This is a genomic window from Rhizobium sp. BK060 (assembly GCF_014193145.1).
Classification (GTDB): Bacteria; Pseudomonadota; Alphaproteobacteria; order Rhizobiales; family Rhizobiaceae; genus Rhizobium.
This window is the reverse complement of sequence record NZ_JACHYW010000011.1, coordinates 17,838-42,844: the sequence shown is the minus strand read 5'-3', so window position 1 is coordinate 42,844 and position 25,007 is coordinate 17,838. Positions and strand designations below refer to the sequence as shown.

Here is a 25,007-nt window from a genome sequence, read left to right as displayed (position 1 = left end):
CCGCGAGCGGCGTTAGTCCTTATCGTTCAGGCTGCTAAGGGGCTTTTTCAGTATGCTGTCACGGAGGGACATGCCGGGTTCGCGACGAATGCTCCCTGCGACAGTTGGCTTGTCGCCTTGTCCCGGTGACGATTCTCCGCGGATTTCGCGTTTTAGAGCCTCGAGGCGACTGTCGATGGACGTTTCCGGCACCGCGGCGTTTGAACGCGGTGTGGCGGCTAGAGGCTCACGCTGCGAGCCTGCCCCCGGCAGCATATCGCGGCGATAGGGTTCGATCGGGGCAAGTGGCGGTGTTGCCGGCATGCGGGCAGCCATTGGTGCCGACGGGTAGGAAGATGGTGCTACTGGCCCGTCGACGTCGTCATAGTCGTCTTCGTCCTCATAAGGACCGCTGGGCGGCATCGCGGCGGAATAGCTTTGCTGGAACGCCGAAATATCGGGACCGCTGACGGCACGCATGCGCGTCACGATCTTGCGCAGGTCGACGTTATCAGGATCCTCTTCGCTGACTTTCACATTGGCGCCATTGGCCTTGGGCAAGTAGCGCTCCTCGACGCGCGAGAAGCGCATTCGCATCGGAACGCTGATCGCTTCACCGAAGGCAATCGCCTCGCCGTTGCCGATCGAGGAAATGAAACTGGTCGTCGAGATCGACGAATTGGGAATCGCCGAGCGAATGATCTCCTGGTCGCGATCATTGGCTAGGCGCATGGCAAAGAGCGTCGAGCACTGCGACAGGATCGTTTGATCGAGTTCGCCGGGGCGCTGGGTGATAATCCCCAGCGACACGCCGTATTTGCGGCCTTCCTTGGCGATGCGGGCGATAGCCTGCCGGGTCGGGAAAAAGCCGAGATTTGGGTCCGACGGAATGTAGCGGTGCGCTTCTTCGCAGACCACAAGCATGTGGATGGCGCCGTCACTCCACAATGCGATTTCAAAAGCCATGCGGCAGAGAACCGAGGCAACGGAGTTCACGACCTCGGACGGGATGCCGGACAGCTGGAAGGTGCAGATCGGTCGGCTATCGCCAGGAATACGGAAGATTTCGGCCACCGTCTCCATGATCGTGTCGCTGATCGTGTTGCTGGAGAACATGAAGTGGTAGCGAGGATCGTTGATGGCGGCGATGATACGCATCTTCAGCGATCTGAGGAGAGGCTTTTCGCCACGGCCCTCGAGCCGACCGATGCGCTCGTCGATCAAGGCGAGCAGGTCCGCCATGCGATACGGAACCGGCGTATCGGCCGTGATCGAACTTTTCTCCGTCGTACGACGGACGAGCGAGTTGTCGCTGCCGCGGAAGGCACGCTTTGCCTCCGGCAACAGGTCTCGCAGAACATCGACTTCTTCTGGAATAGGCGCGCGACCACGAAAAACGACCTCGGCGAACTCCTCCAGCTTCATCAGCCAGAAAGGCAGATCGAGCGTATCGGTGTCGATGACTACGGAGTGCTTCGGGAAGGCGGCGGCGAACTCGTTATGTGGGTCGAGGATCAGGACACGCAGCTTTGGATCGGCTTCGATTGCCTTCTGCAAGAGTAGTGAGACGGCGGTCGACTTGCCGACGCCGGTCGAGCCCACGATGGCGAAGTGTTTCGACAGCATGGAGGGGATGTGGATTGCAGCGTCGATGCTCTCGTCCTGCGTGAGCTTGCCGATGACGGCCGTCGTTCCGGTGCCGGCATCATAGATCCGCATCAGGTCGCTTGCGCGAATGCGATGGGCGATGGCGCCGAGATAGGGATAGCGGGAGATGCCGGTCGAGAACTGCTCGCGCCCATCCTCGTCGACGCGGACCTCGCCGAGCAGTTCGGTTTCGATCTGAAAGTAGTTGTCCTCTCCTTCACCCCAGCCGTGACCGCCGGTGTTCATGGAGTAGACGAGGGCGACCACGCGGTTTCGACCAACGCTGATCGAAATCAACCTGCCGACCGACCACAGTTCGGCCAACTCTGTGCCGCCAGCTTCGGCGACTGCGGCGATGGTAGCGCGAGACCCGCTACACGCAACAACGCGACCGAGAAACCGGTTGCCCGGGGTCTGGTCATCGCGGCGGTCATGCTCGCCTGCCTTGCTTGAGGTGTGCAAGTCCTTGTTCAGCAAAGGGCTACTCCCTGCGGTAGCAAAAGAGGATATGAGCGAACGTTTAAGAAAGTGTTTTTGCCAAAGGTGGGCCGTTCACGCACACGTTCGGGCGGTACGACGCTGCTCGATTTTTTATTGCGGCATGCGTTGACGATGCGAAATTTTCTGTCTATCACTTCGCCCCATGAAAATCGCAGTAGCTCTTATCGTGGTGGGAAGGCGCATGGGCAGGGTGGTGTAACCATCCGGCGATAGCCACCCATGCGCTAGATGACAGGCTCCCTCAGGGGCCTTTTTTTATGTCCGAAATTCGGGCTTCCGGACCACAAAACTCAAATCCCAGCAGTCAAAATGGAAAACAAACATGACGGGCACGGACAATCAGGCAGCAGGCAATCGGATGACGGGAGCGGAGATCGTCCTCCAGGCACTGAGGGACAACGGCGTCGAGCATATCTTCGGCTATCCGGGTGGCGCAGTGCTGCCGATCTACGACGAGATCTTCCAGCAGGACGATATCAAGCACATTCTCGTCCGCCACGAGCAGGGTGCCGGCCATGCGGCTGAAGGCTATGCCCGCTCCACCGGCAAGGTCGGTGTCATGCTCGTTACCTCGGGTCCGGGTGCGACGAATGCCGTCACGCCGCTGCAGGACGCGTTGATGGATTCCATCCCGCTCGTCTGCCTCACCGGCCAGGTTCCGACCTCACTGATCGGCTCGGATGCCTTCCAGGAGTGCGATACCGTCGGCATCACCCGCCCTTGCACCAAACACAACTGGCTGGTCAAGGACGTCAACAATCTCGCTGCGATCATCCATGAAGCCTTCCGCATCGCCCAGTCCGGCCGTCCGGGCCCGGTTGTCGTCGACATTCCGAAGGACGTGCAGTTTGCGACCGGCACCTACACGCCGCCGGCAGCCCATGCGATCCAGAAGAGCTATCAGCCCAAGGTCCAGGGCGATCTTAACCAGATCCACGCGGCCGTTGAGCTGATGGCGAGCGCAAAACGTCCGGTCATTTACAGCGGTGGCGGTGTTGTCAATTCCGGCCCCGAGGCCACTAAGCTGCTGCGCGAGCTTGTCGAGCTGACGGATTTCCCGATCACCTCGACGCTGATGGGCCTCGGCGCTTATCCGGCTTCCGGCAAGAACTGGCTGAAGATGCTCGGCATGCACGGCTCCTACGAGGCGAACATGGCGATGCATGACTGCGACGTCATGGTCTGCATCGGCGCGCGCTTCGACGACCGTATCACCGGCCGCATCAATGCCTTCTCGCCGAACTCGAAGAAGATCCACATCGACATCGACCCGTCCTCGATCAACAAGAACGTTCGCGTCGATCTCGGCATTCGCGGCGACGTCGGAAGCGTTCTGGAAGATATGGTCCGCCTGTGGCGGGCGCTGCCGAAGAAGCCGGAGAAGAGCCAGATCGCCGATTGGTGGGCCGATATCACCCGTTGGCGCGCGCGCAACTCCTTCGCCTATACCAAGAGCAATGATGTCATCATGCCGCAATACGCGCTGGAACGCCTCTATGCGCTGACCAAGGATCGCGACACCTACATCACGACCGAAGTCGGCCAGCACCAAATGTGGGCGGCACAGTTCTACGGCTTCGAGAAGCCGAACCGCTGGATGACCTCGGGCGGCCTCGGCACCATGGGCTACGGCCTGCCGGCAGCGCTCGGCGTTCAGATCGCGCATCCGGAAAGCCTCGTCATCGACATTGCTGGCGACGCCTCGATCCAGATGTGCATCCAGGAAATGTCAACGGCCATCCAGTATGAGGCGCCGATCAAGATCTTCATCATGAACAACCAGTACATGGGCATGGTTCGTCAGTGGCAGCAGCTGCTGCACGGCAACCGCCTGTCGAATTCCTATACGGAAGCGATGCCTGACTTCGTCAAACTCGCCGAAGCCTACGGTGCCGTTGGCCTGCGTTGCGACAAGCCGGAAGATCTGGACGGTGCGATCCAGGAAATGATCGACGTGAAGAAGCCTGTCATTTTCGATTGCCGCGTCGCCAATCTCGCCAACTGCTTCCCGATGATCCCCTCGGGCAAGGCTCACAACGAGATGCTGCTGCCGGATGAAGCCACGGACGAGGCGGTCGCCAATGCGATCGACGCCAAAGGCCGCCAGCTCGTTTGATATCAAGGTAGAGGAAACCCACGATCATGAATGCACACCTTCAGCCGACGGGCTCTGCCTACTTCATCTCGCCTGAGACGGCGGCCGCCGAAAGCCATACGCTTTCCGTCCTCGTCGACAATGAGCCGGGCGTCCTTGCCCGTGTCATCGGCCTGTTCTCAGGCCGCGGCTACAACATCGAGAGCCTGACTGTCTCCGAAACCGAGCATCAGGCGCATCTGTCGCGAATTACCGTCGTGACGCGCGGCACGCCGCACGTGCTTGAACAGATCAAGGCGCAGCTCGAGCGCATCGTGCCTGTTCACCGGGTAGTCGATCTGACGGTGCGCGCCCGCGAACTCGGTCAGGAACGGCCGATCGAGCGCGAAGTGGCGCTCGTCAAGGTCGTCGGCACGGGTGAGACCCGCGCCGAAACGCTCCGTCTTGCGGATGCCTTCCATGCGAAGGTCGTCGACGCGACCGTCGATCACTTCATCCTGGAAATCACCGGTAAGTCCTCGAAGATCGATCAGTTCGTCTCGATCATGAAGCCGCTCGGCCTGATCGAGGTCTGCCGCACCGGCATTGCCGCGATGAACCGCGGCCAGCAGGGCATGTAAGGCACCGTGCAGTGACGTCCAAGACCGCTGGGATCAGAGCATCTCCAGCGGTCTTTTTCTTGCCGGAGGCGGGAAGGCGGCATCCAGCACGGCCCAATCCTCGTCGGTAATGTCGAGCGAGACGGCGTCTCGGTTTTCGGCGGCGCGGGCAGCGCTCGACGTCTTCGGGATAACGATCACGCCGTCACGCTCCAGCAGGAAGGCAAGCGCCACCTGCGCCGGCGTTGCCTGATAAACCTTGGCGATGCGGATCAGTTCCGGGTGATGCAGGATGCGTCCCTGTTCGATCGGCGAATAGGCCATGAGCGGGATCTGACGCTCCTGACACCAAGGCAGCATTTCGTATTCAACGCCGCGGCGCGACAGGTTGTAGAGAACCTGGTTGGCGGCGACATTGCGCCCCGCGGGAACGGTCAGCAATTCCTCCATGTCATTCATATCGAAGTTGGAGACGCCCCAGGCGCCGATCTTGCCGGATGTCTTTAACGCTTCGAACGCCTCGACGGTGTCCGCGAGGCGATGATCGCCGCGCCAGTGCAGCAGGTAGAGGTCAATGCGGTCGGTGCCGAGGCGCGATAGGCTGCGTTCACAGGCTTCGATCGTTCCCTTCCGGCTGGCGTTCCAGGGATAGACCTTGCTGACGAGAAAGACCTCGTCCCGTCGCCCTTGGATCGCTTCGCCGACAATCTTCTCCGCGCCACCTTCGGCATACATTTCCGCGGTATCGATGAGCGTCATGCCAAGATCGAGGCCAGCGCGCAGGCTTGCTATTTCCCGCCTCGCCTCGGTGGGATTCTCACCCATGTTCCAGGTGCCCTGACCGAGGGCTGGAACCTCTGCACCGTTCGGAAGTTGGATGGTTGGGATGGCGTCGTCTCGCATGATGTCATTTCCGCTTTCGAAAAAGATTGGACGGCTCCGCAATCTTTCAACCAATCCTGTCACCATGACAATGATTGCGTGGAACGGCGAATTTGGGTCAGCTATATTGACCTAAATCAATCGAGCCCGCCCAAGCAATCGCGGGCCTCTGGGAGGTCTCATGCCGCTGGATACATTTCTGGCACTTGTTCTGTTTGCCTTTACGACATCGATAACGCCAGGCCCCAACAACATGATGCTCTTCGCATCCGGCGTGAACTTCGGCTTCCGCCGCACCGTTCCGCATATGCTGGGTATCGGAGCAGGGTTCTTCTCGCTGTTGATCGGCGTAGGATTTGGACTTGGAGCGCTGCTGCACACGGTGCCGGCGCTCTATACGACGCTGAAGTTTGCTGGCGGCGCTTATCTTGCCTGGATCGCCTGGAAGATCGCGACATCGCGTACACTTAGCGAAGGCAAAAGCGGCGTGAAGCCGATGTCGTTCCTGTCGGCGGCAGCCTTCCAATGGGTCAATCCGAAGGCATGGGTCATGGCCGTAACCGCGATGGCAACCTATACCATCCCGGATATCTATCTTGCGAGTGTCCTGATTGTCGGCTTCGCCTTCGCGCTGGTCAACGTGCCGAGCGTGTCGACCTGGGCAGGGTTCGGCTCGGCGCTGCGCGATTGGCTGTCGGATCCTGTGAGGCTCAAATGGTTCAACATTACCATGGCCGTGTTGTTGGTGCTCAGCCTCTGGCCGATGCTAAAATAGTGTGATCGCCGGTTTGTTGAGCATCAGCCACAGGATGCCGATAACTGCGAAGAATGCCGGAAATCCAAAGGCAAACCAGATGCGATAAAGCCGGAAATAGGTTGCGGGCAACTCCGCGCGCGCCACAGCGGCAGCGCGGGCGAGATTTCGCATACGGATCTGAATACCGACGACCGGCAGCCAGAAAAGGCCGGTAAAAACGTAGAGTAGCAATGAGAGGGTGATCCAGCCCTCTGTCAGCTCCCAGCCGATCAGTCGCGCCAGCAGATAACCTGTCACCGGCTGGAGAAGTGCGGCTGTCGCCGTAAACAGCGTATCGGCGATGACGACGGTTCCCGCGACATGAGCGATCAGCCTAGGATCCCGCGTCCCGTGTGCGAGCACCATGAAGAAAGCGATGCCGGCGCCCGTACCGAACAGGACAGTCGCGCCGATCACATGTGCCAGCAGCAGCAACTGTTCGAGCATCATCTTTCATCCAAAATAGCGAGGGCGGCCAGCGTCAGCACCAGCGACGGCAGGACTTTGACCAAAAGGCCAAGCGGATCGAGCCACAAGGAAGGTTCGACGATGGTGGCACCGGCAAGATAGGTCAGCGAGACCAACATCATGCCGTGCATAGCTCTGCGGGCGAGTGGCCGGACAAGGACAGCCGCGCCGAGCAGCATATCGATCAGGCAGGTGAGGACGGCCAGCGACACGGCAGGGCCGGCCTGCAGCAGCGGCAGGAAATGCGTGGCGGCACGCCCAATATCAAGCAAGGGCAAAAAACCCGACAGCAGCCAGAATATCGACAGAGTACCGATTATCGGCGGCTTCAGGAGATAGAGCCTGGCAAACCAAAGATCCTGCACGCCGGCCGGGTTCATGCGCAAGATGTCCCGCGCCGACGCTGTAGCAATACCGGGGTCTCTGTCGGCGCTTGGCTGGATGCCTTCCGCCATGACGGTCATGGCCGTGGAGCGCAAGGGCGACCGCCATCCAAGGCGACCGGCAGCGTCTGCGACCCAGGTGGCCGGTGCGGCAGCGACGGCAGGCAGGGATACCACATCTGCGTGCGGCAAACCCAGCCATTGCCGGTGGAGGGTAACGAGTTGGGCGAGCGTCAATTGCTCGGTCGATGCAAGATCCGCGTCAGTGCCAGATGGGAGATGTCCCGCCACAGCGCTACTTACCGCCGCCGCGACGTCGTCAAGTGCTACTGTTGCAACCGGACTAGCTGCATGAACTAGCGGGATGCTGAAGGGCAGGGCGGCGAGGGCGCGCAGCAGGGCCGAACCCCCATGGGCGTTGCGGCCGAGGACGAGGGCCGGGCGCAGGATGACATGAGGCAGGCCGCTTGAGGCGAGCGCTTTGTCAGCCTGACGTTTCGTTGCCAGGAACGGCAGGTCGCCGGCAGCGCCGTTCGTCCGTGCGGAAATCTGGACGATGAGAGGGCGCGTTTGCTGTGCGGCGGCGTACAGCGCCAGCATCGCCTTGTGTTGTGTCGCCGCCAGATCGTCGGCAAGGCCGTCCTGCAGAGCGCCCGCGCAATTGACGACGGCGTCATGACCTTCAATGACCGCGCGCCAATCTTCCGCGCGCAGCATTTCTGACAGATCGGCCTCAATCCATCTGATATCCGGCAATTTCAGACGAGCGCGAGATGGGTTGCGTCCGAGGCCAGTAACACTATGCCCGTCAGCCAGCAGGCGGGATGCTGCCGCCGAACCGATAAAGCCTGTCGCACCGAGAATCAGGATGTTCATGGCATCGAACTTAACCGAAAAGTTGCATCGGCAAGAGGCCTTGGCGTGACGCGCACGAGAGCCTAAAGATAGCGGCAGATTGGCGGAGGAGGATATCTCGTGCACGACGACGATCACCAGCACGACCACGACCACCACCACGATAACCGCTATACCGACATGCAGGCGCGGGTGAGGGCGCTTGAGACGGTTCTGACGGAGAAGGGACTGATCGATCCGGCGGCGATAGACGCGATCGTGGAGACCTACGAGACAAAGGTCGGTCCGCGCAACGGCGCGCGCGTCGTTGCCAGGGCGTGGAGTGATCATGAATTTGCCGAGTGGTTGCGGCGTGATGCGACGGCTGCCGTCGCGAGCCTCGGCTATACCGGCCGTCAGGGTGAGCACATGCGTGCGGTGTTCAACACCGCGGATACGCACAATCTCGTCGTCTGCACGCTTTGCTCCTGTTATCCGTGGTCCGTGCTTGGCCTGCCGCCGGTCTGGTACAAGGCCCCCGCCTATCGCTCGCGGGCGGTCATCGATCCGCGGGGCGTGCTGGCTGAGTTCGGCGTGATGTTGCCGGAGAATAAGAAGATCCGCGTTTGGGATTCGACTGCGGAGCTGCGTTATCTGGTCGTTCCCGAGCGACCGGAAGGCACAGAAGGGTGGAGCGAGGAGCAGCTTGCCGATCTCGTCAGCCGCGACGCGATGATCGGGACGGGTCTCGCGGCTGTGGCGGGAGTTGCTCCATGAACGGCCCTCACGACCTTGGCGGTCAGATGGGCTTCGGCCCAGTCGCGCCCCAGAAGAACGAGCCGTATTTCCATGCGGAGTGGGAGAAACGGGCGCTTGGACTTACGCTTTCCAGTGGCGCGTTTGGCGCTTGGAATATCGACGAGAGTCGGCATGCCCGCGAAAACATTCCGCCGGCGAATTATCTTGGCGCGAGCTACTATGAGATCTGGACGCGGGCTCTCGAGGTGCTGCTTGAGCGGCACGGTTTCGTCACCGCCGGAGAGATCGCTGCTGGCCACAAGCAAACGGATGGCGCGACGCCGAAGCGCGTCCTGAAGGCCGACATGGTGGCGGGCGTGCTGGCAAAGGGTGGTCCGTGTGATCGGTCGGTGACAACGCTGCCCCGCTTTGGCGCCGGGGACAGGGTCCGAACCAGGAATTTCAATCCGACCACACATACGCGGCTGCCGCGTTATGCACGCGCCAAAACCGGCGTTGTGGAGGCGGTGCAGGGCTCCTTCGTGTTTCCGGACGACAACGCCCATGGAAAGGGCGAAAACCCGCAATGGGTTTATACGGTCGTGTTCGACGGTGTAGAGATCTGGGGCGAAGGTGCCGACCCGACGCTCAGCGTGTCGATCGATGCCTGGGAGAGCTATCTTGAGCCAGTGTGAAACGCGCTCGCCGCTGGCGCAATCGCCGCAACTGCCGAAATCCTCCGATGGCGAGCCGGTTTTTCCCGAGCCCTGGGCTGCGGAAGCTTTCGCCATGACGGTGCATCTGCACGAGCGCGGCCTGTTTACGTGGAGCGAATGGGCAAAGACCCTGTCCCTGGAGTTGCATCAGCCCGGCCGCGCCGAAGACGGCAGCGACTATTTCGATTGCTGGGTGGCGGCGCTTTCGGCGATCCTTGTCAAACTCGGCGTGGCCGACGCCGACATGATCCTCGATCTGCAGAAGAGCTGGCAGCGGGCGGCGGAGGCAACGCCGCACGGCAAGCCTATCGAGCTTGCCAATGATCCGCTGTACTGAGGATCAGGACGGAAACTGCCTGTAGCACTCCTCCGCGACCTTTCTCAACACATCGCGCGAGACCTCGCCGGTCACGGCATAGCCGAGTTCGCCATCGATCCAGTAGAAGGTTTCGATATTGCCGGACGAGGCGAAGCGGAAGCTGGTAGATCTGTTATCGGCGTTGCGCCCGACGAGGACCGTCAGGCGTTCGCCAGCCTGGTCCTCGTACATGAACATCGCACCGGGACTGCCATCGACGGGCAACAGGCGACCGCCGACCAGCTTGAAGCCGAGCTCCTGCAGGTTCGGAACCTTGAGATCCTGAACAGCTAGCCGCTTGCCGAGCCAGGTCGCCAAATGAGCTTCCTCATTGGCAAAGACCTCGACAGGATGACGGACCTCACCGGCGTAAACTAGGAAGGCGTTGCGGGCTTCGTTGGGAAGCGTTTCGAGTTCCGTCAGTTGCAGATCCGGCTTTTCAAACAGCGTCGGGCCGTAGTGGCCGCTCAACGCGCCAAGGCCGAAAATCGCTATGATCGCGGCCATCGTCGCCAGGCGCTTCGGCCAATTTGCGGGCTGTCTGCGGCCAGTGACGAGCCCTATATCCGCGTCCGTGGATTTTTCATAAGCTGCGAAGAGCGATCGGATATCGGCATTTCGTGCCGTCCATTCCGCCACTCTTGCTGCATCGTCCGGATTGTCACTGAGCCACGCTTCGATGCGCGCGCGTGCCTGATCGGGAAGCTGCCCGTCGGCATAGGCATGAAGATCCGCTTCGGTCACGGTCTGGTTGATCTCGTTCATTTCGGTCTCCGAAGCGTAATGACATTGTCAGCCTTCATGCGCTCTCCTATCCGTTGGCGCGCGCGTGACAGGCGCGACATAACCGTGCCGATCGGGATGTCGAGCGCGGTCGCGACCTCCTGATAGGTATAGCCTTCGATGACGACCAGCATCAGCACCGAGCGGTTTTCCTCCGAGAGGCTGTTTAGCGCGTCCTCCAGCCGCGAGCGTTCGAGGGGATCGGGAGCGGGATCCACCGATACGGTATCCTCAGCGTCGTCGAGTTCCACGAACGGCGCGCGATCCGTCTGGCGGCGGCCGTTGCGATAGAGATTCGTCATGATCGTCAACACCCAGCCGCGCAAGTTCAGCCCCCGCCACTGTCCGCGGCGGGCCAGGACCTTCTCGACGCAGTCCTGCAGCAAATCCTCCCCGTCCGCGTCGGAGCGGGTGAGGCTGCGGGAATAGCGTCTCAGCGAGGGAAGGAGGGCCAGGATCTGGCCCTCGAAGGTATCTTGCCCTGGTGTCTTCAAATCGGTTCGCTCACGGCTTGACGAGATCCCAGTTGCCGCCGACGCCGTCACCGGTGATATCGCCCATCTTCTTGTCCTTCACCCAGAAATAGAGCGGCATGCCGTCCTTGGCCCACTGCTTGCTGCCGTCCTTCCGTTCGACAATCGAATATGCACCCTCTGGCTTCGCATCGCTAGCGGCCTTCAGCGGCGGCCAGTTCTTGGCGCAATCGTCGTAGCAATTGGAAACGCCCATTTTGTCCTTCTTGAACGTGTAGAGAGTCATGCCGTTTTCGCCGGCAAGAACCTCGCCCTTGCTGGATTTCACCGCCTTGACGGGCGGGGCCGCAAATGCGGACGTTGCGACGGCGGATGCAATGGCAAATGCGATCAGCATCTTTGCGGATTTCATGGGTTCTCTCCTCACGTGTTGGCACGCTTGATTGCGTTGCCAGACATGAGACACCATCGGCGTCGGTTTTATTCCATTGTGATCGCCCGCTCGCCCAGATTTTCTGGGTTGCCTATGTCAGGCGAATCCTGCCAAGTCGATCCACGATGCAATTTGCTCCGCAACAAGATGAAGCCCTCAAGGCCGTTTCCAAATGGCTGAAAGAAGGGCGGTCGCCGCTTTTCCGTCTGTTCGGCTATGCCGGTACGGGCAAGACGACGCTTGCGCGGCATTTCGCGGAGCATGTGGACGGTGATGTGCTGTTTGCCGCGTTTACGGGCAAGGCGGCTCAGGTGCTGCGATCGCGCGGCGCCAGCAACGCAAAGACGATCCATTCGCTGATTTATCGCCCGCGCGGCGAGGAGGCAGTCGAGGACGAGGAAACGGGCAAGACCTCCATCGCGCCGATGTTCTCCATCAACCGGCAGAGCCCGGTTGCCAAGGCTGCGCTTATTGTGGTTGACGAGTGCTCGATGGTGGACGAGGCGCTGGGCAGGGACCTGATGAGCTTTGGAACGCCGATTCTGGTGCTCGGCGATCCCGGCCAGCTGCCTCCCGTTTCCGGCGGCGGCTTCTTCACCAATCAGGAGCCGGACTATCTGCTGACGGACATTCACCGCCAGGCTCGCGACAATCCGATCATCCAGCTCGCAATGCAGGTTCGTGAGGGCAACGAAGTCAGCTACGGCGATTATGGCACCGCGCAGGTCATCTCCAAGGGCGAGGTGAACCAGTCGCTGGTGCTCGATGCCGATCAGGTGCTCGTCGGCACCAACCGCACGCGACGCCGATACAATCAGCGGCTTCGCGAGCTGAAGGGTTTTACGGCCGAGTATCCGCAAACGGGCGACAAGCTCGTCTGCCTGCGCAACGATCCGGCAAAGGGCTTGCTCAACGGCTCGCTCTGGCAGGTGATGACATCGTCCAGGGAGACGACGAAGCCCGGCATCAACCTGTTGATCCGGCCTGAAGACGACGACATGGATCGCGGCGCAGCGAAGATCAAGCTGCTGAAGCAGGCTTTCGAGGATGTCGAGGGTGAGATTCCCTGGAACACGCGCAAGCGCTATGACGAATTCGACTACGGCTATGCGCTGACGGTTCACAAAGCGCAGGGCTCGCAGTGGAACAACGTCGTGCTGTTCGATGAAAGCTGGGCATTCCGCGATACACGCGAACGGTGGCTCTACACGGCTATCACGCGCGCAGCAGAAACCTTGACGATCGTGCGTTAGGCAATTTTCCTGAGCGTCAGACTTGGACGACGCCGAGCATGACGGCCTTGGCTATGGCTTGAAAGCGATTGTTGGCGTGGAATTTCTGGATGATGCCGGCTTCAAGTGATCGTGCAGTGTCATCTCGAAGGTCGAGGGTGCGTGCAATGCGCTGCGTGGAAAGCCCTGCCGCCATCAGTGCGAGACACCGCAACTCCTGATCCGTGAGTGCCGATCCGCTTTGATTGTCGTTGAGGGGTTGATCCTCGGTCGCCTCGCAGTCGAGCAAATCGCTCACCTGCTGCATCTGTCGATGCAATGTGGACATTTCCGCGCTGAGTTCGCGTTTGCGGGTCACGAGCGCATCGCGAAACAGAGCCTCGGCAGCCTCCTGCGAGTCGGCCTCGATGAGGTCAGTCATCAGATCCTGGATCACGGCAACCGCCATGCCGGCCTCGCGGCAAGCGTTGATGACGGCCATGCGCATAACGTCGCCCGGCTCATAAACGCGCATCAGGCCAATTCGGCTGGCCGAAATCAGCCCTTTCTCCTCATAGAAATGCAGGGTTCGATGGGTCACGCCGAAGGCATTGGCCATGTCGGCGATCGGTACTCTTCCGCGGGGCAAGTCGGCGGGGAGAGCCGCTGACGGGAGGAAACGGTGCCGCGGTCGCGTTTGTGTCGCTAGGTCTGAGGTGAACCCCTGCTTGTAACCTTCTGCCATGGTCCCTCCCATTGTGCTCATTGTGCGTCTGCAAATTGCAAAAGGGTGCGGTTGAGTGGGGTTCCCTCTTATCGTTCCTGTTCAGGCATAGAAGCAACTGGCGGTGTTCTCTTCGATATTGTGAGCTTACGTTACCCGTGATTGACGTATTTTGTTAGTATCAAAATTAGTGACTTTTAATTTGCAGGGCAATCCGGACAGAAAGTTGCACCAGGTGAAGGCGATTCTCGTGAGGAATCAGCGTTGGAGAAACGCTTGATCGTCTAAAGTGCGAGGACCGAACCATATGTACTTTCAGTGTCGCGCTGACGGGTGAAACACTCGCGTCATCACAGATTCACATGCATTCATGTACGAATCTCGTTGGCCCATACCGACTCATTGGCCTAGAAACGATCATCCTTCGCTTCATTTGGAATCCTGCCATGCCGACCACGCTTTCCGTCAATCTCAATGCCGTCGCGATGCTGCGCAACCGCCGCGATCTGCCGTGGCCAAGTGTCGAAGGGCTGGGGCGGATCGCGCTGCAATCCGGCGCCAGCGGACTGACCGTGCATCCGCGGCCTGACCAGCGGCACATCCGTTTCTCCGACCTGCCTGTCATCCGAAACCTGATCGATGATGAATTTCCTGCTGCCGAGTTCAACATCGAAGGCTATCCGACCGATGAGTTCCTCGAACTTTGTGTCGGCGCCGCGCCTGAGCAGGTCACGCTGGTTCCTGACGATCCCTCACAGGCAACCTCGGATCATGGCTGGGACTTCCGCAAGCACCGCGACTTCCTGACAGACGTCATCGCGCGGCTGAAGAAGATGGGAACGCGCGTATCGCTGTTCGCCGACGGCGATGGGGACGCCGAGGCCGTTGCTATCGCCAAGGCGGTCGGCGCTGACCGGATCGAACTTTATACGGGTCCTTATGGCGGGTGCTACGACGCGCCCGAACGGGCAGGGCCAATCCTTGAAGCGCTCGGCAAGACAGCGGATGCGGCGCTGGCAATCGGCCTGGGTGTCAATGCGGGGCACGATCTGACGGTTGCGAATTTGCCGCCGCTTGTAAAGCGTATTCCCAAACTTGCTGAGGTGTCCATCGGTCATGGATTGACGGCGGACGCGCTAGAATTCGGCATGGCGGAAACCGTTCGGCGGTTCTGCCGGGCGTGCGGTCAGAAGATCTAAGACCGCGAATAGGCGAAGGCCCGCTCCGGTGGTGCGAAGCGGACCTCCTTGACCGACTCAGGCAATGAGGGCGGTCTTGTGCGCGATGAAGAAGTCCTTGAGTGTCTCAGGCTTCTTGCCGGTCAGTTTCTCATAATCGGCTGTTACCAGATCGAAGTTGCCCGCGCGGATGTTGGCATCGGCGGAGACCAGCATGTCGGCGACGAAATCGGGAAGACCCGCGCCGCGCATACCCTGGCCAAGCTGCTCATCCGTGACGCTAACAGCCTTCAACGGCTTTCCCACCGCATCGGTGACGGTCGCTGCGATCTGGTTTGCTGTCAGAGACTCCGCTCCGGTCAGCGTATAGGTCGCATTTTCCTTCGTCCCTGAGGCAAGAGCTGCTGCGATCGCCCGTGCGCAGTCTTCGCGAGAGATATTCGAAATCTTGCCTTCGCCGCTGCCCGTGTACCAGCTTCCCGACTGGAGATTGTGCGGCATGCCATGGAGATAGTTGTCCATGTACCAGGCATTGCGGATGATGGTGTAGGGGATGCCCGTCGCCTTGATGGCATTCTCGGTGCCGAGGTGGTCCGGTGCGAAAGTGACCAGCGATTTGTCCGGCGAGGGCATCGACGTGTAGGCGATGTGTTTCACGCCGGCCTTCACGGCCGCATCCACTGCTGCCTCGTGCTGCTTGAGACGTTGGCCGGGGACGGCAAGTGCATCGGTGCTGATGATCAGCAACCGATCGACGCCCTTGAAGGCGGCTTCTAGCGAGGCGGCATCGTCAAAGTCCGCCTGGCGGGTGACCACGCCCTTGGCGGCGAGATCTGCGAGCTTGGCGGGGTCGCGCGTTGCGGCGATGATCTTTGCAGCAGGAACTTTCTCGGTCTCGAGCAGGTGATGGATGACCCTCTGGCCAAGCTGGCCGGCGGCGCCGGTGATGAGAATGGTCTCGCTCATGTCTTTCCTCTAGGTTCGTTACTGGTCTCAAAAAGAGAGTAGCTCTAGAATAGGAATTGACTGCGAGCTGTAAAGAAGGCAGTTTTTTCGCTCTACGTTACCAAAAGGGAACCAAGGATGAGCGGCTCCGTCGTCAACCTGAAGAACAAGGCACCCGGCATTCGTCGAGACGTCGATCTCAGCAAGCTCGACTTCAGCAATTGCCCGGTCAGGGACATGATGCAGCAGATCGGCGGCAAATGGTCGACGCTGATGCTCGAGGCGCTGTCGCAACGTCCATACCGATTCGGCGAGTTGCGGCGGATGATCCCTGACATCTCGCAGCGCATGCTGACGCAGACGCTAAGAGATCTGCAGCGTGACGGCTATATCGAGCGGGAGGTGTTTCCGACCAAGCCGCCGAGTGTCGAGTATCGCATGACCGATCTTGGCCGCTCGCTCTACAGTACTCTCGCACTGCTGCTGAACTGGGCGGAAGAAAACCATAGCGCAGTTCGCGCCGCCCGGCTCAGGTTCGACTCAGGCAACGTCTGAGACTATCTGCGTGCCGCGGCCTTCCGTCAGGAAGAGAAGGAACGCGAAGGCCGGGAAACAGAAGCCGATCCAGGCAGTCATCGTCCAACCACCGGTGGCGTAAGCCCAGCCGCCCACGGCCGATCCGATCGCTCCACCGGCAAAGAATGTCGCCATGTAGAGACCGTTCAGACGGCTGCGATGCTCGGCGCTGATCGCGTAGATTGCACGCTGTCCGCAGACAAGATTGGTCGTTACGCCGAAATCGAGAAGGATTGCCGCCGCCGTCAGCAACAGCAGCGCCGTCAGCGAACCGTCCGTCGCGAAGTGGCTGATGAGAAAGGCCGACATTCCAAGCAACATCGCCAGCGTGGAGGCAGCCTTGGTCAGGCCGCGGTCGGCCAGGCGTCCGGCGATCGGCGAAGCGATGGCACCGGCAGCACCGGCCAGCGCGAACAAGGCAATGCCGTTCTGCGTCAGCCCGAATTCAGGGCCGGCCAGAAGCAGAGGCGTGGTGGTCCAGAACAGGCTGAAAGCACCAAACATGCCGGCTTGGTAGAGTGCGCGACGCTGCAGAACGCGCGAATGGAGGGCGAGATCTGCCATAGAGGCAAGCAGCTTGCCATAGCTCAGCTTGGTGTGAGGAACACGCACTGGCAGCTTAGCCCTCAAAATGACGACGAGCGCGATCATCAAGGCAGCGGTGACGAAGTAGACCATGTGCCAGGAAGTCGCCTCGGCAAGGGAGCTGGCGAAGGGGCGTGCCAGCATGATGCCACAGAGCAGCCCGCTCATGACGTTGCCGACGACGCGGCCACGGCTTGCGTCCGGCGCCATGTGGGCGGCAAAGGGAACGAGCACCTGGACGGCGACCGAGGCGAGGCCGATGCACAACGAGGCGAGGAGAAACATCGCGGGCGTTGACGATAAGGCGGCTCCGACCAAAGCGACAGCTGAGGTGGTGATGAGTGTCAGCACAAGTCTGCGATTTTCCAGCAGATCGCCGAGTGGGACGATCAAGAGCAGTCCGAGACCGTAGCCGATCTGCGTCAGGGTGACGATCAGGCCGGTTGCCGCCGGCGTAAAGCCGAGGGATGTGCTGATTGGCCCGGCGAGCGGCTGGCCGTAATAGAGATTGGCGGCAACCAGCCCACATGCGGCGGCGAAAAGAAACGTCATCAACGGCGAGATCGTCTGTGGCGCGACGGTTTCCCGCGTGGTGGTCGAAAGGCTCATAGTAGGCTCCGGTGGGACTATCGGATGATTAAAAAAGGTTGCGCGTTTAGGCAGGTCGATCGCAACCCGATTCACGCAAGAAGCTTCATTGCAGTCTCGGCGACAGCGACCATGTCTTCTTCGCTTCGTCCCGTTTTGCCGACCACTCGCATTCCCTTGGTGACGCAAAGGAGGGTACGGGCGGTGGCCGCGACGTCAATTTCGGCTGCGATCGAGCCGTCGCTTTGGCCGAGGCGGAGGAGATCGGTGATCAGTTTTTCGTTGGCTGTAAAAGCCGCTGCGACACGCTCGGCGGCTTCCTCGTCGAAAAGCGCAAGGTCGTTCGCACTGCTAACGACGAGGCAGCCGCAACGACCGGAGGCGCCATGTGACGAGAGCGCATAATGGGCCAGGACCTCGCGGATTTTCTCGCGGCCGGTTCCAACCTTCGCCATGCGGGCATCCAGCAGGCCGCGACGCACGGTGCGATATCGGTCGAAGGCTGCGAGGAATATGCCGCGCTTGTCCTTGAAAGCCTTGTAGACGCTGCCGGAGGCAAGGCCCATGGCCTCGGTGAGCTCGCTGATCGACGCGGCATGATAGCCGCGCTCGGCAAACACCTGCAGCGCCGTGTCGAGCGCTGCATCGCGATCGAACTCGCGCGGCCTGCCGCGTGTCCGGGTCGTTTCAGAAAGGGTCGCCATGGTCATGGCTGACTAATTAGGAAATGATCGTTTCCAAATCAAGTGAAACTTTTGCGACGCAGCAAATCAGAGATCAAGAACCCAGGTCTGCCCGTTTTCCTCCGGCCCGAACATCCGGTGTCTTTCTTCGGAGACAAGGCGAAAGCCGGCCTTCAAGTAAATGCCGCGCGCAGCGTGCAGGATGTCGTTCGTCCAGAGCGTTATCTGTCGATATTTCTTTGTTCTGGCAAAGCGGATGCATTCGTCGACCAGCATCTTGCCGAGCCCGAGGCCGCGTGCCGCTTTGTCGACATAGAGCAGACGAAGCTTCGCAACGCCGTCGCCGCCATTGGTCACGAGAATGGAGCCGACGTTGATGCCACCACGCTCGGCAATCCAGCAATACTCCGTCGACGGATCAAAATTCGCCAGGAACTTGCCGGCGACCTCTGCAACAAGGCCCTCGAAGCGCATGTCCCAGCCGTATTCCTCGGTATAGGCCTTCCCCTGGCTCTGAACGATCCAGCCGATATCTCCGGGCCGGTGGGCGCGGATGACCAATGGAGGAGGTGAGGCGTCCGGATCGAGTAGCGAGCGGATAGCTGTCATTGCCGTTACAACGCTTTGCGGCTCGCCCTCGGCGAGGTTGCCGAAGCGCTCCGCGATCTGAGCATTTGAGCGCCTGCCAAGTTCCTCGAACTGATCGTGTCCCTTGGTGGTGACCATAATGATCTGACTGCGCAGATCGCTGGGATCGGGCTTTGTTTCGATCAGTCCGTCGGCTCGGAAGCGCTTGAGGATGCGACTGAGATAGGCGGGGTCGAGGTGCAGGTCGCGGGCAAGAGTGACCGCGCTTATACCGTTGCGAGAGCCGACCTCGAAGAGGACACGTGCGTCGGTGAGCGTGAACTCCGTATCAAGATAGGCCCGGTTCAAGACGCCGAGAAAGTTCGTGTAGAAGCGATTGAAGTCGCGGGCGACGTCGATCAAGCCAGAGTCGGACATGGACAAAACCTCCTGATAGGAGATTTTGTCCTGCAATTAATTGACTGAGTCAACTAATTTGTCACTCAGGCGGCGACGATCTCTTCGACCGCTTCGTCGCCAAGCGCGAACTCGACAGCTGCCCTGGCATGGATCTCAGTCGTGTCGAAGCCGGGCAGGGGCAGATGCTTCGGGTCGAGGATGAGGCAGATTTCCGTGCAGCCGAGAATAATGCTGTCGGCGCCCTTGGCCCGCTCGCGCTCGATAATCTGCATGAGCTTGTCACGCGAACTGTCGAGCACCTTTCCGGCGCAGAGCTCATTGAAGATGATGTCATGAACGGATGTCCGGTCGGCGGCTTCGGGAACGACGACGTCGACGCCAAGGCTCTTCATGCGATCGGCATAGAAACCATGCTCCATCGTGTATCGCGTGGCGAGCAGCAGCGGGCGCTTGCGTCCGGCGGCCTTCAAGGACTTCGCGGTCTCGTCGATGATGTGGATCAGGGGAACGGAGATGCGCGAGGCGACCTGGTCGGCGATGAGATGCATGGTGTTCGTGCAGATGAGCATGCAGCGCGCGCCGGCAATCTGCAGATGCAGGGCGACGTCGCCGAGCCGGTTGGCAGCGGCGTCCCAGTCGCCCGCCCTTTGCATGGCGACGATCTCATCGAAATTGACGGAGTGCATCAGGAGGTCGGCCGAGGCGAGCCCACCGAGGCGCTCGCGCACCATTTCATTGATCAAGCGATAGTAGACCGCCGAGCTTTCGAAGCTCATCCCGCCAATCAGTCCGATTGTCTGCATTATTGTTATGCTCCCGTCTGGAATTTCCTATTGGCGAAATCATGCATCGATCATCGCGCAAATGGTTTGCTTTGTTTGTATCAAGTTCTCCGTTGGCGCTGTATTTTTGCGCCAAATTTCAGTATCGTGCAAAATCAAATCATAACTCTGGGAAGACTCGATGCTGGATGATCGCGACCGCCGAATCCTCGAACTCTTGCAAGCCGATGCGGGCATTTCGGTGACGGATCTCGCAGAGAAGGTCGCGTTATCGGTCTCGGCCTGTTCTCGGCGCATCCAGCGGCTGGAGGAGAGCGGTCACATTGCGCGGCGGATCGTGGTGCTTGACCGTGAGAAGATGGGTGTCCCGACGACGGTGTTTGCGCTGATCAAGACGGCGCACCACACCGACGAATGGATCGAAGCATTTCGTCGGGCGATCAGCGCCATTCCCGAGATCGTCGAGGCGCATCGGCTTACCGGGAACCACGACTACATTCTCAAGATCGTGCTGCCACGCGTCGAGCACTACGATGTGATCTACAAGCAGATCGTTCGCAAGATCGAACTCTTCGACGTGTCCGCATCCATCTCGATGGAGTTGCTGAAAAGCGGGACATCGATTCCGGTTGCTTACGCAGACTGAGTTGTCTCCACTCTCTGAATTCGACCTCGGCGACAACCGCTGGACGCAGGCGAGCTATACCCAAAGAGAGGTTGAAAGCCGCGGGCAATCGACGACATTTGCGGTAGCGCAATGGCACGGAAAGGCAAGTCATGAGCGAGCACCACGTTGTCGTTGTCGGTGGCGGTTTCGGCGGACTGCAGTTGGCAAACGATTTGAAGGGAGCGGGCGTCCGCATCACCCTGGTCGACCGTCGCAATCATCACCTGTTCCAACCGCTACTTTACCAGGTTGCGACGACAATCCTTTCGACCTCGGATATCGCCTGGCCCATTCGCCACCTCTATAGCGACCGGCCGGACGTCACGACGCTGCTTGGTGAGGTCGTTGGTATCGATACTGCCGCAAAGGAAGTTGCCTTACGCAGCGGCATGACTCTGCGTTATGACAGCCTTGTTCTAGCGACGGGAGCAACGCACGCATACTTCGGGCGAGACGATTGGGAGCCGGTTGCGCCAGGGCTGAAGACGCTGGAGGATGCTACGACGATCCGACGACGGGTTCTGCTCGCATTCGAACGGGCGGAGACCGAAACCGATCCCGCTATCCGTGACGCGCTTCTGACTTTCACGATTGTCGGTGCAGGGCCGACCGGTGTCGAGCTCGCCGGGATCATTGTCGAGCTTGCGCGCAATGCCTTGCCGCGCGAATTCCGCAATATTGATACGCGCAAGACACGGGTCGTGCTCGTCGAGGCGGGGCCGCGCGTACTTCCTACCTTTGCCGAAGAGCTTTCGGCCTATGCCGGCAAGGCGCTTGAAGAACTCGGTGTCGAACTGCATATCGGCGAGCGCGTCCTGGAGTGCACGGCAGCAGGCGTCGAGACAAGCGAAGGGATCATCCCAAGCCGCACGATCGTCTGGGCTGCAGGCGTACAGGCGTCGCCCGCTGCCAAGTGGCTCGATGTGCCGGCAGATCGGGCGGGGCGCGTCATCGTCGAGAAGGATCTGACGGCGCCGGGGTTTCCGGATGTCTTTGTCGTCGGCGACACGGCCTCTGTCGTTCAGGAGAGCGGCGCCCCGGTTCCAGGGATCGCGCCGGCCGCCAAGCAACAGGGTGCCTATGCCGCAAAAGTGATCCGCGCGCGCCTAGCGGCAAAACCGGCGCCCGCTCCGTTTCGCTATAGACATCAGGGCAGTCTTGCGACGATCGGCCAGAGCGCCGCGATCATCGATTTCGGTCGCATCAAACTGAAAGGCTGGATCGCCTGGTGGATATGGGGCATCGCCCACATCTACTTCCTGATCGGGACGCGTTCGCGCTTTGCTGTGGCCTGGAGCTGGCTCTGGATCTACCTGAGCGGTCAGCACAGCGCGCGGCTCATCACTCAAAAGGAAACAATGCGCGACGACGATCGCACATAACAAAGAGGGCGGCTCAAGGCCGCCCTTTGCGTTTGTCAGGCAGCGAGCGAGGCGATGTCGATGACGAAGCGATAGCGAACATCGCTCTTCAGAACGCGTTCGTAGGCTTCGTTGACCTGCTGGATGTTGATCTTCTCGATCTCGGAGACGATGTTGTGCTCGCCGCAGAAGTCCAGCATTTCCTGGGTTTCCTTGATCGAGCCGATCATCGAGCCGGAAATGCTCTTGCGACCGGGGATCAGCGAGAAGGCAGCGACCGGGATCGGGTTTTCCGGCGCGCCGACCACGACGAAGGCGCCATCGACCTTGATCAGGCCGAGATAGGCATTCCAGTCGATTTCGGCGCTAACAGTGCAGATCACAAGATCGAAGGCGCCGGCAAGTTTTTCGAAGGTCGCCGGGTCGTTGGTGGCGTAATATTCCTTGGCGCCGAGCTTCAGGCCGTCTTCCTTCTTGGAAAGGCTCTGGGAGAGGACGGTGATATCCGCGCCCATGGCGGCGCCGAGCTTGACGCCCATGTGGCCAAGGCCGCCCATGCCGACGATCGCGACCTTCTTGCCGGGGCCAGCATTCCAGTGGCGAAGTGGCGAATAGAGCGTGATGCCGGCGCAAAGCAGCGGGGCGGAAGCGTCAAGCGGAAGGTTGTCCGGAATGGACATCACGTAGCCTTCCTTGACGACGATCGAGTCTGAATAGCCGCCCTGGGTAGGCGTCTTGCCGTCGGCCTCGACGCTGTTATAGGTGCCGACCAGGCCCGGCATATACTGCTCGCGGTCGACGTCGCGGGTTGCGCAGCCAACGCAGCTGTCGACGAAGCAGCCGACACCGACGCGGTCGCCGACCTTGAACTTGGTCACGGCAGAGCCGACAGCCGAGACGATACCAGCGATTTCGTGACCCGGGACGATCGGGTAGACCGCATTCTTCCACTCGTTGCGAACGGTGTGGATGTCCGAATGGCAGATGCCGGCGAACTTGATGTCGATCACGACATCGTCAGGATTGGGGTCCCGACGCTCGAAGGTGAAGGGTGTTAGCGGCTTCGACGCGTCGGTGGCAGCATAGCCTTTTGCAATAGGCATCCGGGACTTCCTTTGGTTGCTGGGCGGATGGCCGAAAATGCATCGGAACGTCTCAGGTGCGGTAGAGCGATCCTCCGAGCTTTTTGCACGATCCTGCAAAATTGAGGGGATGGGCTATTCTCGGGGGCTCGAACCTATCCTAGATAGTGCACATCCCGCCGGCGCTGCAGATAAGGGTTTCTTTCGCATGACCTTGCCGTTCAATCCCTATCAGGAGATCGCTTCGATTGCCGCTCGATATGCCGGCGACGAGGGCGAAGTCCGCACCGCCATCGAGAGCCTGGGGATCAGCCGCCGGCATTCGCCGAGCGCGCCGTGCCACGGCAGCTACCGGCCTTGTATTGCCTTGGTTATCCAGGGCTCCAAGAGCCTTCGTCTCGGAACCGACGTCATCAATTATGGCGCCGGCGATTACCTTCTGACCTCGCTCGATCTGCCTGTCATCTGGCGCGTGGTCGAGGCCAGCGTGGAGGTTCCGCACTTCTGTCTGACGCTCGCCATCAACAGCGAAAAGGTTCTTGAGTTGCTGAGTCGTGCCGATATGCCACGGCCGACCATGCCGGGACGGGGCCGCGGGATCGCAGTCAATGTCGCGACGCCGGAGCTTCTGGATGCAACGGTGCGGCTGCTGCGCTTGCTCGATAGTCCGAAGGATATCGCAGCGATGGCGCCGCTGATCGAACAGGAAATCCTCTATCGCGTGCTCACGGGCCCAGATGGCAGCCGGCTGATCAGCATCGCAGTCGCGGATAGTCACGGCAATCGTATCGCACGAGCCATTGCCTGGCTCCGCCAGAACTTCGCGCGCCCACTGCGCATCGAGGATCTCGCCGAGCAGGTCAATATGAGCGTGTCGTCCTTCCATCATCATTTCAAGTCGATCACGGCAATGACGCCGGTGCAGTACCAGAAGCAGCTGCGGCTACACGAGGCACGCCGTCTGATGCTGGTCGAGCGTCTTGATGCCGGCACCGCCGGGCATCGGGTCGGCTATCAAAGTCCGTCGCAGTTCAGCCGCGAATACAGCCGAGTTTACGGTCTGTCTCCCGTACGAGACGTCGAGGCAGCGCGTGAACCGGTTGATGGTGCTTGAGTTTGTGTGAGCGAGTTGCCTGAGCTTGGCGCAGGCATAGATTCGGCAGTGCGCTGCAGCATGAATTTTTCCCTTGATGCCGCTTGACGCGCATCGAGCTTTGCAGCATAAAGCCTGCGAACCGTACCGTACGGTACTTGTCGGGAGTGAGGCCGTGTCCGTCGATAATTTGGAGCCCAGCGAGTTTTCGCCACGCCAAAACGCCGTTCTAGAGCAGGCGTTGCGGCTGCTCGTCGATGGCGGCGAGAAGGCGCTGACGACATCGGGCGTTGCCCGCGCCGCGAATTGCTCCAAGGAAAGCCTCTACAAGTGGTTCGGCGACCGCGACGGACTGCTGTCTGCCATGATCGCCTACCAGGCCAGCAAGGTGCGCACGTTCGAGCGTAACGGCGAGCGACTGACGTCGGCCAGCCTGCACGACCACCTTGTCATCTTCTCGAAGGATCTGCTTGAGGTTCTCGCCGGCGACGTCTCTCTGGCGCTCAACCGTCTTGCGATCGGCCAGTCGCATCGCGACGGCTCCAAGCTCGGCAAGCTGCTTCTGGAGCGTGGTCGCCGCCAGATCGATCGCCGCGCGATGGGGCTGATCGATTCCGGCAAGCGCGCCGGTCTGCTGCGCTTCCATGATGCCGACGAGGCATATCACACGCTTTATGGCCTGATTGTTTCCGACCTGCATGTTCGCATGCTGCTCGGCGAGCCGGGTCTCAAGGATACTGCGCGTCAGGCGGAGAGGGCGGTTTCCGCCTTCCTGCGCCTCTACGGCACGGAAAAGGTTTTGGCGGAGATGCCGCTCGTCGGCTGACACCACTCTTACAACAGTCACAGGACAAGCAAAG

General features: G+C 60.4%; 27 protein-coding genes. 13 read left to right on the top strand and 14 right to left on the bottom strand.

Features of this window, described 5'->3' with window-relative positions:
- Window positions 1–12: 12 nt before the first annotated feature.
- Complete coding sequence (locus FHT71_RS14000; protein ID WP_132590789.1) at window positions 13–2,103, bottom strand: ATP-binding protein; 2,091 nt, start codon at window positions 2,101–2,103, stop codon at window positions 13–15.
- Between the two features lie 346 nt (window positions 2,104–2,449).
- Here FHT71_RS14000 and FHT71_RS13995 point away from each other — a divergent pair, with 346 nt between their 5' ends.
- Window positions 2,450–4,243, top strand: a complete 1,794-nt coding sequence (locus FHT71_RS13995; RefSeq protein WP_007802179.1) for an acetolactate synthase 3 large subunit — start codon at window positions 2,450–2,452, stop codon at window positions 4,241–4,243.
- Window positions 4,244–4,269: 26 nt separating this feature from the next.
- Window positions 4,270–4,842 (top strand): acetolactate synthase small subunit, encoded by a 573-nt coding sequence (gene ilvN / locus FHT71_RS13990; RefSeq protein WP_007802177.1) that lies wholly within the window; start codon window positions 4,270–4,272, stop codon window positions 4,840–4,842.
- A gap of 33 nt (window positions 4,843–4,875) precedes the next feature.
- Here the strand turns inward: ilvN and FHT71_RS13985 are convergent, their stop codons facing one another.
- Complete coding sequence (locus FHT71_RS13985; protein WP_132590791.1) at window positions 4,876–5,724, bottom strand: aldo/keto reductase; 849 nt, start codon at window positions 5,722–5,724, stop codon at window positions 4,876–4,878.
- 160 nt (window positions 5,725–5,884) lie between these two features.
- On the opposite strand from FHT71_RS13985, the gene FHT71_RS13980 reads away from it, so the two are divergent.
- Window positions 5,885–6,478, top strand: coding sequence for a LysE family translocator (locus FHT71_RS13980; protein WP_132590793.1), 594 nt, complete (start codon window positions 5,885–5,887; stop codon window positions 6,476–6,478).
- Here the strand turns inward: FHT71_RS13980 and FHT71_RS13975 are convergent.
- Window positions 6,470–6,946, bottom strand: a complete 477-nt coding sequence (locus FHT71_RS13975) for a DUF2269 domain-containing protein (protein WP_183720525.1) — start codon at window positions 6,944–6,946, stop codon at window positions 6,470–6,472. The genes FHT71_RS13980 and FHT71_RS13975 overlap by 9 nt on opposite strands.
- Window positions 6,946–8,226: an SDR family oxidoreductase gene (locus FHT71_RS13970; protein ID WP_132590795.1), complete on the bottom strand. Its 1,281-nt coding sequence runs from the start codon at window positions 8,224–8,226 to the stop codon at window positions 6,946–6,948. The genes FHT71_RS13975 and FHT71_RS13970 overlap by 1 nt, the downstream gene beginning before the upstream one ends.
- Window positions 8,227–8,325: 99 nt before the next feature.
- On the opposite strand from FHT71_RS13970, the gene nthA reads away from it, so the two are divergent.
- The 3 genes from nthA to FHT71_RS13955 are packed head-to-tail and all read left to right on the top strand — an operon-like array spanning window position 8,326 to window position 9,975.
- The gene (gene nthA, locus FHT71_RS13965) at window positions 8,326–8,961 is read left to right on the top strand and encodes a nitrile hydratase subunit alpha (RefSeq protein WP_183720413.1); all 636 of its coding nucleotides are present in this window, start codon (window positions 8,326–8,328) and stop codon (window positions 8,959–8,961) included.
- The gene (gene nthB, locus FHT71_RS13960) at window positions 8,958–9,617 is read left to right on the top strand and encodes a nitrile hydratase subunit beta (RefSeq protein ID WP_183720410.1); all 660 of its coding nucleotides are present in this window, start codon (window positions 8,958–8,960) and stop codon (window positions 9,615–9,617) included. Before nthA ends, nthB begins: the two co-directional genes overlap by 4 nt.
- Window positions 9,604–9,975: a nitrile hydratase accessory protein gene (locus FHT71_RS13955; RefSeq protein ID WP_132590801.1), complete on the top strand. Its 372-nt coding sequence runs from the start codon at window positions 9,604–9,606 to the stop codon at window positions 9,973–9,975. Before nthB ends, FHT71_RS13955 begins: the two co-directional genes overlap by 14 nt.
- A gap of 3 nt (window positions 9,976–9,978) precedes the next feature.
- Here FHT71_RS13955 and FHT71_RS13950 read toward each other — a convergent pair whose 3' ends face one another.
- Genes FHT71_RS13950 through FHT71_RS13940 form a run of 3 tightly spaced genes read right to left on the bottom strand, consistent with a single transcriptional unit; the run spans window position 9,979 to window position 11,664 of the window.
- Window positions 9,979–10,761 carry an anti-sigma factor gene (locus tag FHT71_RS13950; protein WP_132590803.1) on the bottom strand — a complete coding sequence of 261 codons (783 nt, stop codon included), beginning with the start codon at window positions 10,759–10,761 and terminating at the stop codon, window positions 9,979–9,981.
- Window positions 10,758–11,273, bottom strand: coding sequence for an RNA polymerase sigma factor (locus FHT71_RS13945; RefSeq protein ID WP_183720407.1), 516 nt, complete (start codon window positions 11,271–11,273; stop codon window positions 10,758–10,760). The genes FHT71_RS13950 and FHT71_RS13945 overlap by 4 nt, the downstream gene beginning before the upstream one ends.
- Before the next feature lie 10 nt (window positions 11,274–11,283).
- Complete coding sequence (locus FHT71_RS13940) at window positions 11,284–11,664, bottom strand: hypothetical protein (RefSeq protein ID WP_007802155.1); 381 nt, start codon at window positions 11,662–11,664, stop codon at window positions 11,284–11,286.
- A 146-nt stretch (window positions 11,665–11,810) separates the two neighbouring features.
- On the opposite strand from FHT71_RS13940, the gene FHT71_RS13935 reads away from it, so the two are divergent.
- On the top strand, window positions 11,811–12,938 hold the full coding sequence (locus FHT71_RS13935; protein ID WP_007802152.1) for an ATP-dependent RecD-like DNA helicase: 1,128 nt from the start codon (window positions 11,811–11,813) through the stop codon (window positions 12,936–12,938).
- Window positions 12,939–12,954: 16 nt separating this feature from the next.
- On the opposite strand, the gene FHT71_RS13930 is transcribed toward FHT71_RS13935, so the two are convergent.
- Window positions 12,955–13,641, bottom strand: a complete 687-nt coding sequence (locus tag FHT71_RS13930) for a MerR family transcriptional regulator (protein ID WP_183720404.1) — start codon at window positions 13,639–13,641, stop codon at window positions 12,955–12,957.
- A gap of 425 nt (window positions 13,642–14,066) precedes the next feature.
- Between FHT71_RS13930 and FHT71_RS13925 the strand changes: the two genes are divergently transcribed.
- On the top strand, window positions 14,067–14,819 hold the full coding sequence (locus FHT71_RS13925; RefSeq protein ID WP_007802149.1) for a pyridoxine 5'-phosphate synthase: 753 nt from the start codon (window positions 14,067–14,069) through the stop codon (window positions 14,817–14,819).
- 57 nt (window positions 14,820–14,876) lie between these two features.
- Here FHT71_RS13925 and FHT71_RS13920 read toward each other — a convergent pair whose 3' ends face one another.
- Window positions 14,877–15,764 (bottom strand): SDR family oxidoreductase, encoded by an 888-nt coding sequence (locus tag FHT71_RS13920; protein WP_183720401.1) that lies wholly within the window; start codon window positions 15,762–15,764, stop codon window positions 14,877–14,879.
- Between the two features lie 117 nt (window positions 15,765–15,881).
- Between FHT71_RS13920 and FHT71_RS13915 the strand changes: the two genes are divergently transcribed.
- Window positions 15,882–16,298, top strand: coding sequence for a helix-turn-helix domain-containing protein (locus tag FHT71_RS13915; RefSeq protein ID WP_007802145.1), 417 nt, complete (start codon window positions 15,882–15,884; stop codon window positions 16,296–16,298).
- Here FHT71_RS13915 and FHT71_RS13910 read toward each other — a convergent pair.
- The 4 genes from FHT71_RS13910 to FHT71_RS13895 form a co-directional block, all read right to left on the bottom strand.
- The gene (locus tag FHT71_RS13910) at window positions 16,284–17,513 is read right to left on the bottom strand and encodes an MFS transporter (protein ID WP_132590809.1); all 1,230 of its coding nucleotides are present in this window, start codon (window positions 17,511–17,513) and stop codon (window positions 16,284–16,286) included. The genes FHT71_RS13915 and FHT71_RS13910 overlap by 15 nt on opposite strands.
- A gap of 71 nt (window positions 17,514–17,584) precedes the next feature.
- The gene (locus FHT71_RS13905; RefSeq protein WP_132590811.1) at window positions 17,585–18,202 is read right to left on the bottom strand and encodes a TetR/AcrR family transcriptional regulator; all 618 of its coding nucleotides are present in this window, start codon (window positions 18,200–18,202) and stop codon (window positions 17,585–17,587) included.
- A gap of 60 nt (window positions 18,203–18,262) precedes the next feature.
- Window positions 18,263–19,180: a bifunctional helix-turn-helix transcriptional regulator/GNAT family N-acetyltransferase gene (locus FHT71_RS13900; RefSeq protein ID WP_007802139.1), complete on the bottom strand. Its 918-nt coding sequence runs from the start codon at window positions 19,178–19,180 to the stop codon at window positions 18,263–18,265.
- A 65-nt stretch (window positions 19,181–19,245) separates the two neighbouring features.
- A complete protein-coding gene (locus tag FHT71_RS13895; protein WP_007802137.1) occupies window positions 19,246–19,965 on the bottom strand; it encodes an aspartate/glutamate racemase family protein in 720 nt (239 codons plus the stop codon).
- A 160-nt stretch (window positions 19,966–20,125) separates the two neighbouring features.
- Between FHT71_RS13895 and FHT71_RS13890 the strand changes: the two genes are divergently transcribed.
- Window positions 20,126–20,590 (top strand): Lrp/AsnC family transcriptional regulator, encoded by a 465-nt coding sequence (locus tag FHT71_RS13890; protein WP_007802135.1) that lies wholly within the window; start codon window positions 20,126–20,128, stop codon window positions 20,588–20,590.
- A gap of 131 nt (window positions 20,591–20,721) precedes the next feature.
- Window positions 20,722–21,993, top strand: a complete 1,272-nt coding sequence (locus FHT71_RS13885; protein WP_132590813.1) for an NAD(P)/FAD-dependent oxidoreductase — start codon at window positions 20,722–20,724, stop codon at window positions 21,991–21,993.
- Window positions 21,994–22,028: 35 nt separating this feature from the next.
- Here the strand turns inward: FHT71_RS13885 and FHT71_RS13880 are convergent, their stop codons facing one another.
- Complete coding sequence (locus tag FHT71_RS13880) at window positions 22,029–23,075, bottom strand: NAD(P)-dependent alcohol dehydrogenase (RefSeq protein ID WP_007802131.1); 1,047 nt, start codon at window positions 23,073–23,075, stop codon at window positions 22,029–22,031.
- Window positions 23,076–23,262: 187 nt separating this feature from the next.
- On the opposite strand from FHT71_RS13880, the gene FHT71_RS13875 reads away from it, so the two are divergent.
- Together FHT71_RS13875 and FHT71_RS13870 are read left to right on the top strand one after the other, a co-directional pair.
- A complete protein-coding gene (locus tag FHT71_RS13875; RefSeq protein WP_132595092.1) occupies window positions 23,263–24,168 on the top strand; it encodes an AraC family transcriptional regulator in 906 nt (301 codons plus the stop codon).
- 154 nt (window positions 24,169–24,322) lie between these two features.
- Window positions 24,323–24,973: a TetR/AcrR family transcriptional regulator gene (locus tag FHT71_RS13870; protein ID WP_007802125.1), complete on the top strand. Its 651-nt coding sequence runs from the start codon at window positions 24,323–24,325 to the stop codon at window positions 24,971–24,973.
- The last annotated feature ends 34 nt before the right edge of the window (window positions 24,974–25,007 follow it).